Origin of the sequence: Microbispora bryophytorum, from assembly GCF_043197435.1 — a bacterium.
Taxonomy (GTDB): domain Bacteria; phylum Actinomycetota; class Actinomycetes; order Streptosporangiales; family Streptosporangiaceae; genus Microbispora; species Microbispora bryophytorum.
On the sequence record NZ_JBICTF010000008.1, the window covers coordinates 227,806 to 245,319 of the forward strand.

Here is a 17,514-nt window from a genome sequence, read left to right on the forward strand (position 1 = left end):
GAATGGACATATGAACGAACCACAGCCGGGCCCGGAACAGGCCGCCGGCCCGAACCAGCTGCCCGGTCCCTACCTGGCACCCGGGCCGTACGCGGGCGGGACCGCCTGGCCGGCCGGTCCGCCGCAGCCGCCGCCACCCGCCGCGGCCCAGCCACAGTGGTCGTCTACAGGCCCGTACGGGGGCCCGTACGCGGGACCTTATCCGTGGGGGCCGCCCCCGCGGGCCCGCTGGGTCGTCCCGCCCCCGACCGGCACCCGTTACGACCGCCTGGCCCGTACGGCGTCGCACCGCTGGTGGCGGCCGATCCTCGGCACGGCGGCGATCATCGCGGTCTTCCTGGTGCTCTCGATCTTCGTCGGCCTGGTGGCCTTCGTGATCTCGCTCGTCACCGGAGTGCCCATGGTGCGGACGGGGACCCGGCTGTTCGCCGATCCCGTCCTCGACCTCGGGTTCCAGCTGGGGGTCATCGCTCTGCTGCTGCCGCTGGTGCTCGGCGCGGCGTGGCTGCTCCAGCGAAGACCGCCGGGGTCGCTGTCGTCGGTGGCCCTGCGGCTGCGGTGGCGGTGGCTGGGGGCCTGCCTGCTGGTCGCGCTGGTGGCGGTCGTGCTCGGCCAGGTGGTCGAGGCGATGACTCTGCTGTCCGCCGGGGTGGATCCCGGATTCCGCTGGGCGGGCTGGGGGGAGTTCCTCCCGGCCATCATCGTGGTCCTGCTGCTGGTGCCGTTCCAGTCGGCGGCCGAGGAGTATGCCTACCGCGGGTGGATCATCCAGGGGTTCGGGGCATACCTGCGCAATCCGTGGCCGGCGATCCTGGTGGGCGCGGCGGCCTTCGCCGCCTCGCACGGCTACACGGGCTGGGGAATCGTCTACGTCTTCGCGTTCGGCATGCTCATGGGGTGGCTGGCGGTCCGCACCGGCGGGCTGGAGGCGCCGATCGCCCTGCACGCGACCAACAACATTGTGGCGTTCGGAGTCGTCGCGGCTTCGGGGGACATGGGAAGCGCGATGGAACAGGGCGAGGTGCCCTGGGAGTCGCTGATCGGATCGGCCGTCCAGTTCGCGGTTTTCGGCATCGGCGTGCTGATAATCGCCCGAAAGTGGGCAATTCAGACGGTCTCCCGATAAATCTCACTAGAGAGGTATGGCCCGCACGCTCTTCCCGTGTTGCTCTGGATTCGTGATGGGGTATCACTGTGATCGCTTTGCCGTACGACAGGTGGAACGGTCCGGATTGACCTCTCCGGGAGGAGGTACTGAGCGTGGTCTCAGGCCCCCACGACCGTGACCGCCGGCGCGACGCCGGCGAACCCTCCTCCGTGCCCCCGCCGGAGCTGCACCACCGGCCGCCAGGCCCGTCCCCGTGGGCGATGCCTCCGTTCGCGGCCCCGATTCCCGAGGACGCGGCACCGGACGACACGGCACCGGACGACACGGGGCCGGACGACACAGCGCCGGGGGACGACGAGGACACCCGGCCGCACCGCACGATCGGCGACGCGGACTTATCCGGCCGGGACTTATCCGGCCGGGACTTACGCGGCGACATCTGGGCCCCGCGTCCCGGAACGGACGCGGGCGACGGGCCGGAATCGCAAGCACGGCGCGACCGCGGGCCCAGGATCGGCCGTAAGCCCTACGCGGCGCCGTACGCAGCGGGACCGTCCGGAACAGGGCCGTCCGGAACAGGGCCGTCCGGAACAGGGGAACCCCGTCACAGCCGCTCCGGCGGGCGAGATCCCGAGGATCCCGGCGAGCCCGGCGACGCCGGCGCGACCGGCCCGCCCGGCCCGCCCGGCCGGGCCGGCGCCCCCACGACCTGGCATGGCGAGGGTGCCAGGTCGTCGGGGGAGGCGGCGCAGGAGCCCACAGCCCCGGAGGAGGGCCGGCGCCGCCGGATCGTGAACCGGCCGGACAAGCTGGTCGCCTCGGGCCCGCCACGGCGGCGGCGTGCCCAGATCCCCCGTGAGAACCCGGACGGGCCCGGCGCCCCCGAGATCGTCACCCCCGCATCGGGACCGTTGCGTGAGCACAACCCCGATCAGCACGACCCCGGCGAGCGGGGGGAGAACGCGTGGGCGCACATGCCGCCCGAGCCCGCCTCCCGTCACGGGCTGGAAGAGCTCTCCGGCATCCGCATGAGCCCCGAGATCCCGGTCGAGCCCGAGCACGACGACCCGCCGGTCGAGCCGGTCGAGCCGGTCGAGCGCATCGGGCGTCCGCCGGGGGGCCGCCCGGCCCGTCCCGACGCGCTCGTGGCCGTCGGCCCGCCCCGGGGGAGCGGCGGACGCCGCCACAGGCGGGTGCTGCCGGTCCGCCGGTTCCATCCGCGCCTGCCCCGGATGGTCGCCCCGGCGGTGATCGCCGTGGTCCTCGTCGCGGCCGCCGTGCTGGGCGTGGCCGTCGTCAGGTGGGCCGGCGGCCCGTCGACGACCGGGCTGCGCCTCGCCGCCGGAGACGGCCAGTCGGGCGACGCGGCGTTCTCGGCGCCCGGGCTGCCGGGCAACGGCTCCAGCCAGGTGCTCACCGCGTTCGCCGCGGCGGGCGCGACGGTGGTGGCGGCGGGCAGCGACACGACGAGCCCGCTCGCCCGGCCGCTGTTCCTCGTGTCCGCCGACGGCGGTGCGCACTGGCAGACGGGCCGGGTCGCCGACGCCCCCGGGTACGAGTCCGCGCCCGGGGCGGTCGGCAGGGTCGCGGGCGGCGACGGCCGCTGGCTCGCCGTCGGCACCGACGCGCCTGGCTCCGCGGGCCCGGCCGCCCGTGGCATGTGGGTCTCCTCCGACGGCCGGTCCTGGACCGCGGTGGACCCCGCCCGGCTGACCGCGTTCTGGAGCCAGGACAGGATCACCGACGTGGCGCGGACCGCGACCGGCTTCCTCGCCGTGGGCGCCACGACCCTGCGGGACGGCACGGCGGGCCCGGTCGCCTGGGTGTCGCCCGACGGCGTCGGCTGGACGAGGGTGGACACCGACCAGATCGGCACCCCCGACAAGGTCAGGGCGATGCGGGCGGTGGCCGCCAGGGGCGACCGGGTGGTGGCGCTCGCCGATCCGGGGTCGGGCGAGTCCATCTCGGTCGTCCTGCGCTCCGACGACGGCGGCCGCACCTGGCTGCGCACGGCCGCGGCCCTGGCGGACGTGCGGGCGGAGCCCGGCGCGCTGGCCGTGACGAAGAAGGGCTTCGTGCTGGTGCCCACCCGGCAGAAGTCGGACGGCGGCGAGGTCCGGGTCTACTGCTCGCCGGAGGGCGCCGACTGGACGCAGTGCGGCACGATAGGGCCGCTCGGCGCGGAGGGGACGGGCGTGCGCGGCCTGGCCGCCTCTGCGGCGGGCGTCGCGGCGGTGGCCGAGTCGGAGTGGGAACGGTACGCCGTCTACACCAGCCAGGACGGGCGCGAGTGGACCAGGAGCGCCGACCTCGGCGCGATCCCGGGGACGCTGCGCGGGCTGGCCGTCACCGACGCCGGCGTCCTCGTGGCGGGCGGCGACAAGCGCGGGCCCGGCGACGTGGAGAACCTTCCTGTGCTGATCACGGCCGGGAAGGGCGAGGCGGCGCACACCGTGCCGCTCAAGGACATCGCCGGGCTCAACCGGCTGGCCAGGGACACCGCCGACGTCGCCGCCTCCGGTGGCACGTTCGTGGCCGTGGGCGCGGCCAACGGCGACGCCGCGATCTGGACGAGCGGCAACAACGGGGCCAACTGGGAGGACGCGGCGTTCCCCGACCTGCTGGGCGGACCGGGACGCCAGGCGCTCAGCGGCGTGGTGCACGGCCCCAGGGGATGGCTCGCCGTCGGCAGCACGACGACCGACCCGGCGGTGACCCGCCCGCTGCTGGTCACCTCGGCCGACGGGAAGAGCTGGCGGCCCGGTCCCGCGATCGAGGTGCCCGCGGGCCACTTCCTGCTCGCGCCCGCGGTGGTGGCCGCCGGGCCGAAGGGCTACGTCCTGGCGGGGGAGGACAGGTCCGCCACGGGGACGCTGCCCGCCCTGTGGTTCAGCCCCGGCCTCAAGCGGTTCACCCGTTCCGCCCCGGGCAGCATGCCGGCCGGAGGGGCGGGGGTGCGCATCCACGACGTCACGGCGACGTCCGAGGGGTTCGTGGCGGTCGGCGGGTCGGGCACCGCGGATCGGGAGACGGGGGTGGTCTGGGTCTCCACCGACGGGCTCAACTGGAACGCACGCGGCCGGGTCCTGCCGCCGGACACCACCTCGGCCGGGCTGCGCCACGTGGTCGCGACCGAGGCGGGCGTGGTGGTCGCCGGCACCGCGATGACCGAGGACGGTCCCCGCCCGTTCTCCGCGGTGTCCACCGACGACGGCGCGAGCTGGGAGTACGGCACGCTGCCCGCCGATGCCGCCGCCTCGGTCCTCGACCTGACCGCGACCGGGCGGGGACTGGTCGCCGTCGGGTCGCACCGGTCGCCCGCGGAGGGCGGCGAGGCCGACAGCGCCGCCTGGGTGTCCGAGGACGGGGTGGAGTGGTCGCGCCAGACGCTCACCCAGGACGGCCTCGGCGGCCAGGGGACGCAGTGGCTCGGGGCGGTGGCGGTCTCCGGCGACCGGGTCGTGGCCATCGGCAGGTCGACCGGCTCCGACGCCGGATACGCCGCCACTGACGATCATTTGACGATTTGGCGCAGCACCGTCACGGAGCGATGATCCCGGAGACGACCCCCCATTCGGCGAGGACGTCGGCGAGGCCGTCGGTCAGCGGGAGCCGCAGGAGGTCGGACGGCGCGCACCAGCGGGCGTCGGCCGCGTCGTCGCCGGCGACCGGTACGCCCGAGGCGGTCGCCACGTAGTCGTGGATCTCGAAGGTCGCGCCGCCGGGGGCGGGCCGCAGCACGGTCCCGGCGAGCCGCACGACGGTGACGTCGAGGCCGGTCTCCTCGCGCAGTTCGCGGCGCAGCGCCTGCTCGTCGGTCTCGCCGGGCTCGACTCTGCCGCCGGGCAGCGACCACAGCCCCTCGCCGGGAGGGCGGCCCCGCCGCACGAGCAGCAGACGCCCCTCGGCGTCGGTGATGATCGCGCCCACACATCGGATGCACCGCACATCACCAAGATTACGACTAGATAACGGGCAGGCTCTTGACGTACGGACGTCACGGAAGCACCGTGAATATTTGTGAGAACCGCGCCAACATGTCCGCGGTGCTTCGGGTCGCTACACGAACCGAACGTCTGGTCGAGTTCCTGGCGATGCGCCGCCCACGGGGATGTCCTGCCCTTCCAGCCTCCCCGGCGGCCCTCTCTGGCCGCTCTGGAGGCTCTGTGCGAGGCGGCCAGGGTGCCTGTCTGGCTCCCGTGGCCGCTGCCCTCCGGATGGCTGGTGACGGGCTTCGGCGAGGTGGGTGACGAGCGCAGCGGCACGAGGGCGAGCGTCGTCGCCCTCGCCGGCCCGTCGGTCACCCACGGTCCCGCCGACATGCTGCTCATCGCAGAGGAGCCCGGCATCGGTCTCGGCGCCGCGTACGCCGGGCTGCCGGGCCCGGACCCGGGGGCGGGCTTCGACGCCGGGCCGCCGCACGCCAAGATCGACGCACGCGGCCATCCGACGGCGCTGTGGTGCGCGGGGCGGGCGGTGCCGGGAGACCGGGCCGTCTACGTGGGCGAGGCTCTCGGCAACTGGTTGTGGACGGTCGCCTGGCCGGTCGAGGCCGGGTGCTTCATCGCGCTGGCCCACCTGTCGCTGCGTGACCTGCGCGACCAGGACCAGGCGCTCGACCTGCCCTTCGGGGCCTTCTCGCCGCGCCTCGACGGGGATGTCTAGTACGGCGGGTCCGAAGCGCGAGGGATAGTAAGGTTCTGAGCCGTGACAGCGCGCATCGAACGAGTGGTGAGCTCGGGCCTGGTGGACATCGAAGGCGACGAGCACAAGGTCGAGAACAACACCTGGATCGTGGGTGACGACGACGAGGTGATCGTCATCGACCCGGCGCGGGACGCCGACAAGATCCTGGAGAAGGTCGGCGAGCGCGAGGTCCTCGCCGTCATCTGCACCCACGGCCTGCCCGACCACGTGGGCGCCGCGATCGAGGTGGCGGCCAGGGACGAGGCCGCGATCGCGGTCCACGTCAAGGACAAGCGCCTGTGGCGGCAGACCTGGGAGGAGACCTGGCCCGACATCGACATGGAGGACGAGGGGCTGTTCTCCGTGGCCGACGTCGAGCTGGAGGTGCTCTCCACGCCGGGTGTCACGCCGGGCGGCGTCTCGCTCTACTGCGAGGGCCTCGGCGCGGTCTTCACCGGCAAGACCCTGCTCATGGACGGCCCCGGCAAGCTCGGCGGGGAGTATCCCGCGCTCGCCGACCAGCTCACCTCGATCGGCGAGAGGCTGTTCACGCTGCCGCACGAGACGAGGGTGCTGCCCGCGCACGGCGAGGAGGGCAGGATCGGCGACCTGGAGCCGGAGTTCGACCGCTGGCTGTCGGGGTCGCTGACCGGCGCCCAGGAGGCCGAGTCGGAGCCGCCCCTCGTGGACGGCACCGGGGCGTCCGGCATCAAGCTGAACCTCGACGAGTAGCGCCGTGGAGCAGCTCGGCCTCGACGGCATGCCGAGGCGGCTCTACACGTGCACTCCGTCGCGCCTGAACAGCTGGCTCGACTGCCGGCGTCGCTACCGCTTCACCTATCTCGACCGGCCCGCTCCGCAGAAGGGGCCCCCGTGGGCGCACAGCAGCGTGGGGGCCTCCGTCCACAACGCGCTGGCCGCGTGGTGGCGGGAGCCGTACGACCGGCGTACGCCGGTCATGGCGGCCGTGCTGCTCACCAACGGCTGGATCCGCGAGGGGTTCAAGGACGAGGAGCAGTCGGCCGCGTGGCGGGACCGGGCCCGCGAGATGGTCTCCGCCTACGTCGCCACGCTCGATCCCGGTGACGAGCCGGTGGGCGTCGAGCGCACGGTCGCCACGCGTACGTCGGTCATCGCCGTCTCGGGCCGGGTGGACCGGCTCGACCGGCGCGGTGACGAGCTGGTCGTGGTCGACTACAAGACCGGCCGCCGCCCGCCGGGCTCCGACGACGCCCGTTCGTCGATCGCGCTGGCCGTCTACGCGATCGCCTCGTCCCGCATGATGCGCAGGGCCTGCCACCGGGTGGAGCTGCACCACCTGCCCACCGGGACGGTCGCGGAGTGGGAGCACACCGACGAGTCGCTCGCCCGGCACCTGAGCCGGGCCGAGGACATCGCGACGGAGGCGGCCGGCGCCGACGACTCCTACCGCGAATGGGCCGGGACCGCGGGGGCGGGCCGTGCCAAGGGCGCCGTTCCGGCGCCGAGACGGGAAGCCGGCGCGGGGGCGCCCGAGGTGCCGCCCGAGATCGACCGGCTGTTCCCGCCGGAACCGGGCCCCATCTGCTCCTGGTGCGACTTCCGCCGCCACTGCCCCGAGGGACGGGCGGTCTCGCCCGACCGGCTCCCGTGGGACGGCCTGGCCGAGACGCCCGGCTCTTCCGGCCTCAGCCCGGCGCAGGGCCGGGACGGCGGCGAGGATCGACCAGCGCCCTGAGGCCCTTGCCGACGTCGTATCCAGCGGAGCCCAGGCGTTCGCGCGAGGCCTGCAGCATCGCTCTGGTGCCCTCGTCAAGCACCTGCTGGTGCATGAAGTCGGGAATCGTGTTCATGGTCAGGCGGAAGGCCCGCAGCGCCGCCGTAACCGCGATCTGGGGCACCTCGGGAAGCGTGCCGTACAGGCGGCGGGCCCAGTCCGGCAGCGTGTAGTAGCACAGCGCGCCGAACGGGAAGTAGACCGGCTTGGCCGGGGACAGCACGCGCATGGTCTCCGGCAGGCGCGGCCAGAGCAGGAACCGCACGGCGGCGGCCGACTCGGGGATGACCCGCAGGGCCGGCCGCATCCGGGCGAAGTAGTCGTTCATCTCGCCGACCGAGCCGGGCACGTCGTCGGGGTGGAGCCCGACGTACGTGGCGCTGCGCCGCTGCTCCGCGAGGTACTGGTCGGCCTGCCGGTCGCTGATCGGGACGCCCGCGCGGCGGACGACCTCCAGGTAGGACATCACCTCCGCGCAGTGGACCCACAGCAGCAGCTCGGGTTCGTCCACCCGGTGGGTCCGGCCCGTGTCGGGGTCGCGGATGCGCAGGGCCCGGTGGATCGCGCGCACCCGCCTGCCGATCTCCTCGGCCTCCGCGGGGCTGCCGTACGTCACCCGGCCCACGAAGTCCGCCGTGCGGCGGAGCCGGCCGAAGGGGTCCTCCCGGAAGTTGGAGTTCTGCCACACGCCCCGCATCGCCAGCGGATGCAGGGCCTGCAGCATCAGGCCGCGTACGCCGCCCACCCACATGGTCCGGTCGACGTGGACCAGCCACGTCATGGACTCCGGAGGCTGGGCGGTCAGGCCGCCTGTCGTGGGCATGGCGACCCGGTCACCCGTGCTGGTGCTGGAGCAGCCGGCTCTCCGCCGCGTTCCAGAACCGGGTCAGGGCCGCCGCGGTGGTCTCGGGGGCCTCGACGGCCGGCGAGTGGAGCGCCCCGGGCACCACGACGCACTCCGCGTCGAGCCTGCGGGCCATCTCGGCCTGCAGCAGCGGCGGCCAGCCGTCGTCGTGCTCGCCGTACAGGACCAGGAGGTCGAGCCCGCACCCGGCCAGCTCCGCGCAGCGGTCGGGAGCGCCCAGGACCTCGTGTGCCATCGACACGAGACCGGTGGGGTGGTTGGCGAGCAGCCGCTTGCGCAGGAACGCGACGATGTCGTCGGGGACGCCCGCCGCCAGCGCGTCGGGCTCCATCCGGTTCGACCACATGTAGTCGAGGCCGTATTCCGGAAGCTCGGCCAGCATGACCCGGCCCATCCGCTCCCGCGGCCCGACGATGCCCGCGGGCCCCGAGCTCATGAGCGTGAGCGAGGCGAGCTTGGAGGCGCCGTTCAGCGCCGTCTCCCGGGCGACCAGGCCGCCGAACGAGTGTCCCAGCAGGTGGACGGGCTCACCCTGGCCGACCGCCGCGGCGATCGCGCCGATGTCCGCGCCGAGGGCCGCGCACGAGTACGCCGACGGATCGTCCGGGCCCGGCGTCTCGAACTGCCCGCGCATGTCGACCGCGATCACCCTGCGGCCGGCCTGGGCGAGCGTCTGCAGCACGGCGATGAAGTCCTCCTTCGACCCCGTGAAACCGGGGACGAGAAGGGCGGGCCAGCGCTCGGGGACACCGCTGACCGGAAGCGCTTCGAGGGCCGCGAACGAGCCCAGCGGCGTCTCGATCTGCTCACTACTGACACCCGGAGGAAGGGTCAGGAACCGTGGCGTGCTCACGAGGCCTCCTCCACCTCACCCCGGATCCGGGGGACCGATGGGTCGGACCGGCCCCACGTCCTGGACCGTCTGCTGAAGGCTCGCTCACTCACGTGGCATCACGATACCCAGGAAAGATCCCGGCGACACTGCCGAAGGGACTACGAGGGTTGCGGATGGTCATTGCGCATGCCTCCTGTCCAGGTCATACCCACTGCGGGGCGAAGCGGCCCTCAAAGAACGGGGGCAGGGAGAGCGCCGGTTGCCCGGTGCCCCTCCCTGCCCCTGCGTGGTGCTCATCGCCGAGCGGGCCTGTGCCGGCCCGTCACCCCATACGGCGTGGACGCGGCCGGGTCGGACGGCGCCGCTGCTGGGCACGCTCGCTCGCGGCGGACGGCGCGAGATCGTCGTCGTCGGTCGCGAGGTCGGGAGACCTGAAGACGATCATGAACGGACTGGACGGGACGATCCGGTCCGGCTCCGGCTGCGGGGCCGGCCACTCGGTGGGCTCGTCGGCGACCTCGCTCACGGGCGCTTCCACGGCCTGCTCCTCCACCGGTAGTGCCTGGTCGACCGCGTCGACCGCGTCGGCGGCGCGGGTCCTGCGGCGCCGGGCCGGGCGCTCCTCCACCTGTGCCTCGACCGCGGGCGCCGGGTCGGCGGCACGGGTCCTGCGGCGGGTGGTCCTGCGGGTCGCCGCCGTCTCCGGCTCCGGCCCGTCACCCGCCTCGGCGTGCTTGTCCGCGTCGTCAGCCGGGCCGTGAACCGGGCCGTCCGTCGGGCCGTCCTTGCCGGGCCGTACGGGCCCTCCGGCATCGGCCAGCGCGCCGGTCAGGGCCGCCGCGTTCGCGCCCCTGCGCCCACGGCGCCCGGGTACGGTCTCCACGGCGGTCTCCACAGCGGTCTCCACGGTGACATCCACAGCGACCTCGGCAGGAGTCTCGACGGGAGCCTTCACAGGGGCCTCCACGGGAGCCTCCACGGAGGCCTCCGGCGGAGCCGGCGCCTCGGTCTGCTCCGAGGGCGCCTCGGCGTCCAAGCGGCCCCCACGGGTCCGCCGCCGCTCGCGGGTGCGGGCGGGGCGCTCACGGCGCTCCTCCCGGCGCTCCTCCCGATCGCCGCGACCGGACTTGCCGCGGGTGCGGGTGCGCCCGGTCTCCCCGAGGTCCTCGATCTCCTCGGCCTCCAGGCCCGCCCGGGAGCGCTGGGCGCGCGGCAGCACACCCTTGGTCCCCTCGGGGATGTCGAGGTCGGCGTACAGGTGCGGGGAGCTCGAATAGGTCTCGACGGGCTCGGAGAAGTCCAGCGAGAGGGCGTTGTTGATGACCTTCCAGCGGGCCAGCTCGGTCCACTCGACGAAGGTCACGGCGACGCCCGTACGGCCCGCCCGGCCCGTGCGGCCGATCCGGTGGACGTAGGTCTTCTCGTCCTGCGGGCAGTCGTAGTTGACGACGTGGGTGACGTCGTCGATGTCGATGCCGCGCGCCGCGACGTCGGTCGCCACCAGCACGCTGATCTTGCCGTTGCGGAACGCCCGCAGCGCCTGTTCGCGCTGGCCCTGGCCGAGATCGCCGTGGACGGCCGCCACCGCGAAGCCCTTGTCCTTGAGCTGCTCGGCGACCATGTCGCAGGCACGCTTGGTCTCGCAGAAGACCATCGTGAGCCCGGCGCCCTTGCTCTGCATGAGGCGGGCCACGATCTCGATCTTGTCCATGCGGTGCGTGCGGTAGACGTGCTGCGTCGTCAGCGCGGTCGTCTCGGCGTCGGCCGTGCCGCTCTCCGCCCGGACCCGGGTCGGCCGGGTGAGGTAGCGGCGGGACAGGTTCACGATCTCACCGGGCATGGTGGCGGAGAACAGCATGGTCTGCCGTTCCTCGGGCACCAGCTTGATGATCCGCTCGATGTCCGGGAGGAAGCCGAGATCGAGCATGCGGTCGGCCTCGTCGAGGACGAGCATGGTGATCTGGCCGAGGTCGAGGTGCTTCTGCTTGACCAGGTCGAGCAGTCGTCCCGGCGTTCCGACGATCACGTCGACGCCGTTCTTGAGCGCCTCGATCTGCGGCTCGTACGCGCGCCCGCCGTACACGGTGAGGATGCGCGAACCCAGCTTCCCGGCGGCGAGGACCAGATCCTCGGTCACCTGGAGGGCCAGCTCGCGGGTCGGCACGAGGACCAGACCGCGGGGCTTCTTGCGGTTCTTCCTCGGTTTGCCGACGAGCTGGAGCATGGCGACGCCGAAGGCATAGGTCTTGCCGGTGCCCGTGCGCGCCTGTCCGATGACGTCCTGGCCGGCCAGCGCCAGCGGGAGCGCCATCTCCTGAATCGGGAATGGTGAAGTGATGCCCTCGGTCTCGAGCGCATCGGCGATCTCCGGGATGACTCCCAGGTCTCGGAACGTCGTTGTCAGCGTGGCCTGCCTCAATCAGTGCGAAGGCGGCCCTCCGGGACATCCGACCGGCAGAGCCTTCCCGGTTCGGGTCCTCGCGGAACGTCGCGCCCTCGTCGTGAATCAGCGACCGCTGCATCCAGTGGTTCCTGGGGGTCCGGGGCTGGCCCCGGATCGACACAGGGATCGATGTGGTGATCGACACAGTGCGGTCGCACTTCCACGAAGCAGTCTACTCGATACCACAACACGGAACCGATTTCTGCGTCTTCTCGCTAAAAGCTCTTGCTGTGTCGGAGGGGAAACCGCCGGGAACCGGGTGGCGCGCGCGGCATCGGCGGGGCGGCGCGGGAGCCGTACGCTGCACCCATGAGTGATTCCTCTCCCGGCACTGTGGACCTGCTCGGTGTCCTCGCGTACGCCGAGCTCACCGCCTTCCTCCGGCTGGCCGAGGACGCCGCCCTGCTGGCTCCGACGCTGAACGACAGGGCCGCCCTCGGGGACGTGGCCGCCGCCGAATACGGGCACTTCCGGGTGCTGCGGGACCGGCTGGCCTCGCTCGGCGTCGATCCGGAGGAGGCGATGGCCCCCTTCGTGGAGGCGATCGACGCCTGGCACGCCCAGACCAGGCCGAAGGACTGGTACGAGGCGCTCATCAAGGCCTATGTCGGCGTGGGGATCGCGGGCGACTTCTACCGCGAGGCGGCGCGCAACACCACTGCCTCGATCAGCGCCCTGGTGGACGAGGTGCTGGCCGGCGAGAGCCGTGCGGAGTTCGCGGTGGAGCGGGTGCGCGCCGCGCTGGACGCCGACCCGCGGCTGTGCGGCCGTCTCGCCCTGTGGGCGCGCCGCATGGTCGGCGAGGCGCTGAGCCAGGGGCAGCGGCTCGCCGCCGTCCGGCCGCAGCTCGCCGCCCTGCTGGTGGGCGAGGAGGGCGAGAACCTGGCGGAGATCGGGCGGATGTTCGCCCGGCTGACCGAGGAGCACGGCAAGCGGATGGCCGCCCTCGGCCTCACGCCCGGCCCGTGATCTTCACGGCTTGGGGCGGGGTCGTCGATGCGGCGCCTCGCGCCCGCGATCCCCGCTGACCTGGCCGAATCCCGAAGCGGCGGTGATCGGGCGGGCCGGGAGCCCGCCCCGGGCGCCGGCCGGTGCGGCGTTCATGGGTCGCGCACGTGCCAAACGGATGTACGGTGCGAGCATGAGGGCCTCGCGCCGCTACGGCAGTTCCTTGACGAGATGCAGGCCGAACACCTGGACTCCGCGTGCGGTATTGCGGAGAGGAAGCGCGGGCTGTCCGACGATCAGCGGGAGGCGGGATCCCCATCACGCGGATCTGACCCGCCGCCCCCGCGGATGCGGGTACGGACGCACCTGACCCCGCGCCGATCACGGTCAGCCGCCGGGGCGGCGCGCGTGGTGGGCGCGCGCCGCCGGCAAGCCGGCGCGGTCGCGGAGGCGCGCTAGAGCGTGCCGCCGAAACCTACGGGGCGCGACTCGTCCTCGCCGATCTCGACGAAGCCGAGCGAGTCCACGGGGACGACCACTCGGCGGCCCTTGGTGTCGGTGAGTGAGAAGACGCCCTTGGTGGAGGCGAGCGCCTTGCGGAGTTCCTCCTCGATCTGCTCGGCCGACAGGTCGGTCTCCACGACAAGCTCACGGTGCACCGACTGCACGCCGATCTTTATTTCCATCGGGCTCCCCTTTCAGGAGGGCTGTTCCCTGTCCATCGTCGTCGCCTCGGGGCGCGGTCAGCACGGTGATCGCGTGAAGCGAACACGATTCCGGTCAGCCGGTGCGCGGGAAACCGCTGATGCCGCGCCAGGCCAGACGCGCCATCAGCTGGGTCGCCGCCTCCTTGGGGATCGAGCCGTGGCTGCTCAGCCAGTAGCGCGCGCTCACCTCGGCCATGCCGACCAGGCCCACGCCGAGCAGGTGTGCCTCGTCGCTGGAGCAGCCGGTGTCCTCCTGGATCACCCGGCTGATCGCCTCGGCGCTCTCGTGCAGCGAACGCTCCATCCGCTGCCGTACGGGCGCGACGTTGCGCAGGTCGGACTCGAAGACGAGCCGGAACGCCTCGCCCTGGCTGGAGACGAAGTCGAAGAAGGCGCCGATGGCGGCCTGCACCCGCTGCTTGTTGTCGGTCGTGGACTCCAGCGCCTGGCGGCACCGGGTCACCATGTCGTCGACGTGCAGATCGAGCAGCGCGAGGTACAGCTCCAGCTTGCCCGGAAAGTGCTGGTAGAGCACCGGCTTGCTCACGCCGGCACGCTCGGCGATCTCGTCCATCGCCGCCGCGTGGTAGCCGTTCTCCACGAACACTTCCTGTGCCGCGCTCAGCAACTGGCGGCGGCGGGCCATCCGGGGTAGCCGGGTGCCCCGGGGCCTGGCGTCCGGGGTAGCGGTCACGGCAGTCTCCTTGCAAGATGCGCATCGGGGGCTCCCGCCCCGGGGCCTCATCCTACGTGTCGGTAATCCGGATCAGCGATAGTCGTCGTCGTCGAGGTCGACCGTGCGCTCCTGCTCGGCCACGTCGGCCGGATCGGCCTCGAACGGAACGTGCTCGGGCCAGCGCCTGTCGTCGGTGACCTGGAGGAGCTGGTGCTGCTCGACCGCGTCGGCCTCCGGCGCCTCGATCGAGATCTCCTCGACCACGTCGTCGAGGGGGTCCATCTCGGGCATCTGCTTGTCCTTCCGTTCGAAGGTCGGCTGCGACAGGTCCAACACTACGGCCAGGGTGGCGGCGGAACTAAGCAGCCGGGCTAAGCGGTGAGGGGCAGGAACAGGTCGCCGTGTTCCGCCACGCGCCGCAGCACGTCAGGTGCGGTGAACACCAGATGGCCGGGGCTGCCGCACGCCTCGACCTCTTCCCACAGCAGGGGAGTGGACACGTTCGGCCGTCCGGCGGCGCGTAGCGAATAGGGCGCGACCGTCGTCTTGGCCGGGTTGTTCTGGCTCCAGTCGATGAAAACCTTGCCCGGCCGCTCCTTCTTCGCCATCACGCTCGTCACGAACGGATGCTCGGCCTGCATCCGCCGGGCGAGCGCCTTCGCGTAGCCGGAGGTGTCCGGGCCGCGATCCCAGGGCACGTAGAGCTGCATGCCCTTCTGGCCGCTGGTCTTGGGGCGGCTGTCCAGGCCGTCGTCGGCCAGGGCCCGCCGGAGGAGGACGGCGACCCGGCAGCAGTCGACGATCGTGGCGGGGGCGCCGGGATCGAGGTCGAAGACGAGGGTGTCGGGCGGTTGCGGCTCGCCGTCCTTGGCCACCCGCCACATGGGCACGTGGATCTCCAGGGCGGCCAGGTTGGCGTAGTAGACCAGGGTCGGCAGGTCGTCCACGACCGCGAAGTCGATCTCTTCGCGGTTCTTGGTGCTGCCCGGCGCGGGGAGGGTCACTGTACGGACCCAGTCGGGTGTGTGCCCGGGGACGTTCTTCTCGAAGAAGAACTGGCCGTCGACGCCGTCGGGATAACGCTTGACCGTGAGCGGGCGCCCCTTCAGATGGGGCAGCAGGACCGGTGCGATCCGGGTGTAGTAGTCGATCACTTCGGCCTTGGTGAAGGCGGCGTCGGGATAAAGGCCCTTGTCCAGGTTGGTCAGGACAAGCAGGCGGCCCTCCACCTTCACCCGCACCTTATCCGTCATCGTCGCTCCTCCCGCCGCGCCTCCGCGGGGATCTCACCGGCGCGCACGAGCCGCCGCACGGGGGGGGGGGGGGCGCGGCCGCCCGTCGCGGGTGCACATCGTGACCGCGCATCTCGCCGGGCGTTCCGGGAGTTCTCCCTCGCGAGCCCGTCAGACAAGGGGCTCTGCCCGATCTCGGGCGGCTCAATCAGGCGGAGGACGTCGCCGAGCGGCGCGCCGGTGAACCCGGCGGGGGAGGCGCGGCGTGCATGCCGCGGGACGGCGAGCATCGGCTCGATCGGATACGGCACCGCCATAGTGGGTACCTGCCCATGAGGTAACTCCCTTGAATCCCACCATAGCGTTGTTCGAACAAAGAGACGAGAATGTGGCTATGCGCAGCATCTGGAAAGGCGCGATCTCGTTCGGTCTTGTCACCATCCCGGTGAAGCTCTATTCGGCGACCGAGCAGAAGGACGTCACGTTCCACCAGGTGCACCGGGAGGACGGCGGAAGGATCAAATACAAGAGGGTCTGCTCCGTCGACGGCGAAGAGGTCCCCTACTCCGACATCGCCAAGGGGTACGAGCTCGCGACCGGCGAGATGGTCGTGCTGACCGACGAGGACTTCGCCGACCTGCCGCTGACCTCCTCCCGCAGGATCGACGTGCTGCAGTTCACCCCCGCGGACCAGATCGACCCCATCTACTTCGCCAAGTCGTACTACCTGGAGCCGGACGGGCAGGGCGCCAAGCCGTACGTGCTGTTGCGGGACGCTCTGGAGCGATCGGGACAGGTGGCGGTCGTGAAGGTCGCCCTGCGCCAGCGCGAGTCGCTGGCCGCGCTCCGGGTCCGCGACGGCGTCTTCGTGCTGGAGACCATGCTCTGGCCGGACGAGATCCGCGAGGCCGACTTCGGGTTCCTGGAGGAGGACGTCGACGTACGGCCCCAGGAACTGAAGATGGCCGAGTCCCTCATCGACACGATGGTGGCGGACTTCGATCCCACGGAGTACAAGGACGCCTACCGGGAGGCGCTGCAGGAGGTCATCGAGGCCAAGGTGGCGGGCAAGGAGGTCGTCGCCCCCGAGGCCCCCGCCGAGGCCGGGCCGGCCGTCGACCTCATGGCCGCGCTGCGGGCCAGTGTCGAGGCGGCCAAGCGCGAGCGTCAGGGTCCCGCCGCGGCCAAGTCGCCCGGCAGAGCCGCCAAGACCAAGGCCGCCTCCGGTGCCGCTGCCGGAAAGGCCGGGCCGGACGGCGCGGGCGAGGAGGAGAAGGCGCCGAAGAAGCGGAAGACCCGCCGCTCCGCCTGATCCCGCCGGGCCTGTTCAGGTCTCTTCAAGGAGCCCCGGCGGGCATTGCCGCCGGGGCTTTCTTCATGGTGTGGAAGTAGGCGATCCGTACAGGGCCGTAAGCTCTCGGCCGCCCGGTCACCGCCGCCCGATCGCCACGAAGGTGGCGGAGGCATGATCAGGGCGGGCCCGGACACCGCGGCGTCGCGCCGACGGCCCCGTACGACTGGATGTCACCCGTCAGTGTCAGTCGTCGTCGTCGCCGTCGATCTCGATGACGGCGTCACCGGACGCGAAGGCCGTGTTCTTCCGGTTGACCTTCTTCTCCTTCTCGAACTTGAAGAAGCGGAAGTCGTTGCGGTTGACAGCCGTGTTACGGCAGCCGCGTCCGCGACGTCCGCAGTGGCCCGAGCCGTGGCCCCAGTTGCTGCTGATGGTCGGGGTGCCAGGGGTGGCTGCGTGGGCCGTGGTGGCGCCCAGTGCGAGCGCGCCGCCGGTCATTACCGTGCTGATCGCCAGGCCGGTGATGACGTTCCGGAATTTGGGCATTGAGGTCCTCCTCGAAGGATGGAGTGCCCGAGTGCGACATTCCCAGTAACTGTCGGAAATGTCCGTGCGATGTCCTGTATGTCCGGTCATCGCCCGTGGCGTCTTCATTACCGATGCGGCCTGCCGGCAAACTGGGCCGGAGGGAATTTGGGCTCGTGTTGTGGTGCGGTAGCCGGCGTTGGACGACCGCTGACCTGATCGACGTTCATGCCTGATGTGTCCGTGCGGGATCCGGGGTAGGGCAGGCGTCGCTTCCCCTTCGCGGTGTTCGTCAACCCCCTGTTCTCCTTCGCTTCGGCCTATGGGAACCGGCTCGCTCAGGACGGTGTGCGAGGCGGTCGCGGGGCCGGATCGGGCGCCGAAAAGGTCAGGGCTCCGGCGAGGATCTCGCCGGAGCCCTTGTCTCATGCCGTCCGGT

General features: G+C 72.2%; 16 protein-coding genes. 7 read left to right on the top strand and 9 right to left on the bottom strand.

The window, feature by feature from the left end; translation table 11 throughout:
• The first annotated feature begins 10 nt into the window (after window positions 1-10).
• Together ACGFIB_RS26985 and ACGFIB_RS26990 are read left to right on the top strand one after the other, a co-directional pair.
• Complete coding sequence (locus ACGFIB_RS26985) at window positions 11-1,126, top strand: CPBP family intramembrane glutamic endopeptidase (RefSeq protein WP_393375896.1); 1,116 nt, start codon at window positions 11-13, stop codon at window positions 1,124-1,126.
• 134 nt (window positions 1,127-1,260) lie between these two features.
• A complete protein-coding gene (locus ACGFIB_RS26990; RefSeq protein ID WP_393375898.1) occupies window positions 1,261-4,662 on the top strand; it encodes a hypothetical protein in 3,402 nt (1,133 codons plus the stop codon).
• Here the strand turns inward: ACGFIB_RS26990 and ACGFIB_RS26995 are convergent.
• Window positions 4,649-5,056 carry an NUDIX hydrolase gene (locus tag ACGFIB_RS26995; protein ID WP_393375901.1) on the bottom strand — a complete coding sequence of 136 codons (408 nt, stop codon included), beginning with the start codon at window positions 5,054-5,056 and terminating at the stop codon, window positions 4,649-4,651. The genes ACGFIB_RS26990 and ACGFIB_RS26995 overlap by 14 nt on opposite strands.
• 72 nt (window positions 5,057-5,128) lie before the next feature.
• On the opposite strand from ACGFIB_RS26995, the gene ACGFIB_RS27000 reads away from it, so the two are divergent.
• From ACGFIB_RS27000 to ACGFIB_RS27010, 3 genes are read left to right on the top strand one after another with little or no spacing between them, the layout of a single operon-like run.
• Window positions 5,129-5,773 (top strand): DUF6758 family protein, encoded by a 645-nt coding sequence (locus ACGFIB_RS27000; RefSeq protein ID WP_142571347.1) that lies wholly within the window; start codon window positions 5,129-5,131, stop codon window positions 5,771-5,773.
• Between the two features lie 42 nt (window positions 5,774-5,815).
• Window positions 5,816-6,526 (top strand): MBL fold metallo-hydrolase, encoded by a 711-nt coding sequence (locus ACGFIB_RS27005; protein ID WP_142571348.1) that lies wholly within the window; start codon window positions 5,816-5,818, stop codon window positions 6,524-6,526.
• A 4-nt stretch (window positions 6,527-6,530) separates the two neighbouring features.
• Window positions 6,531-7,511: a RecB family exonuclease gene (locus ACGFIB_RS27010; RefSeq protein ID WP_393375904.1), complete on the top strand. Its 981-nt coding sequence runs from the start codon at window positions 6,531-6,533 to the stop codon at window positions 7,509-7,511.
• On the opposite strand, the gene ACGFIB_RS27015 is transcribed toward ACGFIB_RS27010, so the two are convergent.
• The 3 genes from ACGFIB_RS27015 to ACGFIB_RS27025 form a co-directional block, all read right to left on the bottom strand.
• Window positions 7,462-8,373 (bottom strand): oxygenase MpaB family protein, encoded by a 912-nt coding sequence (locus ACGFIB_RS27015; RefSeq protein WP_393375907.1) that lies wholly within the window; start codon window positions 8,371-8,373, stop codon window positions 7,462-7,464. The two genes, ACGFIB_RS27010 and ACGFIB_RS27015, sit on opposite strands and share 50 nt — an antisense overlap.
• 10 nt (window positions 8,374-8,383) lie before the next feature.
• Window positions 8,384-9,268, bottom strand: coding sequence for an alpha/beta fold hydrolase (locus tag ACGFIB_RS27020; protein ID WP_142571351.1), 885 nt, complete (start codon window positions 9,266-9,268; stop codon window positions 8,384-8,386).
• Window positions 9,269-9,572: 304 nt separating this feature from the next.
• A complete protein-coding gene (locus ACGFIB_RS27025) occupies window positions 9,573-11,561 on the bottom strand; it encodes a DEAD/DEAH box helicase (RefSeq protein WP_393375911.1) in 1,989 nt (662 codons plus the stop codon).
• A gap of 441 nt (window positions 11,562-12,002) precedes the next feature.
• On the opposite strand from ACGFIB_RS27025, the gene ACGFIB_RS27030 reads away from it, so the two are divergent.
• Entirely contained in the window at window positions 12,003-12,662 is a 660-nt protein-coding gene (locus ACGFIB_RS27030; RefSeq protein ID WP_357250117.1) for a ferritin-like fold-containing protein, read from the top strand.
• 434 nt (window positions 12,663-13,096) lie between these two features.
• On the opposite strand, the gene ACGFIB_RS27035 is transcribed toward ACGFIB_RS27030, so the two are convergent.
• From ACGFIB_RS27035 to ligD, 4 genes are all read right to left on the bottom strand, one after another.
• A complete protein-coding gene (locus ACGFIB_RS27035) occupies window positions 13,097-13,327 on the bottom strand; it encodes a DUF3107 domain-containing protein (RefSeq protein ID WP_142571354.1) in 231 nt (76 codons plus the stop codon).
• 94 nt (window positions 13,328-13,421) lie between these two features.
• On the bottom strand, window positions 13,422-14,042 hold the full coding sequence (locus tag ACGFIB_RS27040; protein WP_142571355.1) for a TetR/AcrR family transcriptional regulator: 621 nt from the start codon (window positions 14,040-14,042) through the stop codon (window positions 13,422-13,424).
• Window positions 14,043-14,114: 72 nt separating this feature from the next.
• Entirely contained in the window at window positions 14,115-14,360 is a 246-nt protein-coding gene (locus ACGFIB_RS27045; protein WP_229689748.1) for a hypothetical protein, read from the bottom strand.
• A gap of 35 nt (window positions 14,361-14,395) precedes the next feature.
• Window positions 14,396-15,277: a non-homologous end-joining DNA ligase gene (ligD, locus tag ACGFIB_RS27050; RefSeq protein WP_393375914.1), complete on the bottom strand. Its 882-nt coding sequence runs from the start codon at window positions 15,275-15,277 to the stop codon at window positions 14,396-14,398.
• Window positions 15,278-15,650: 373 nt separating this feature from the next.
• Between ligD and ku the strand changes: the two genes are divergently transcribed.
• Window positions 15,651-16,568, top strand: a complete 918-nt coding sequence (gene ku / locus ACGFIB_RS27055) for a non-homologous end joining protein Ku (protein ID WP_393375916.1) — start codon at window positions 15,651-15,653, stop codon at window positions 16,566-16,568.
• 225 nt (window positions 16,569-16,793) lie between these two features.
• Here the strand turns inward: ku and ACGFIB_RS27060 are convergent, their stop codons facing one another.
• On the bottom strand, window positions 16,794-17,096 hold the full coding sequence (locus ACGFIB_RS27060; RefSeq protein ID WP_142571358.1) for a hypothetical protein: 303 nt from the start codon (window positions 17,094-17,096) through the stop codon (window positions 16,794-16,796).
• Between the last annotated feature and the right edge of the window lie 418 nt (window positions 17,097-17,514).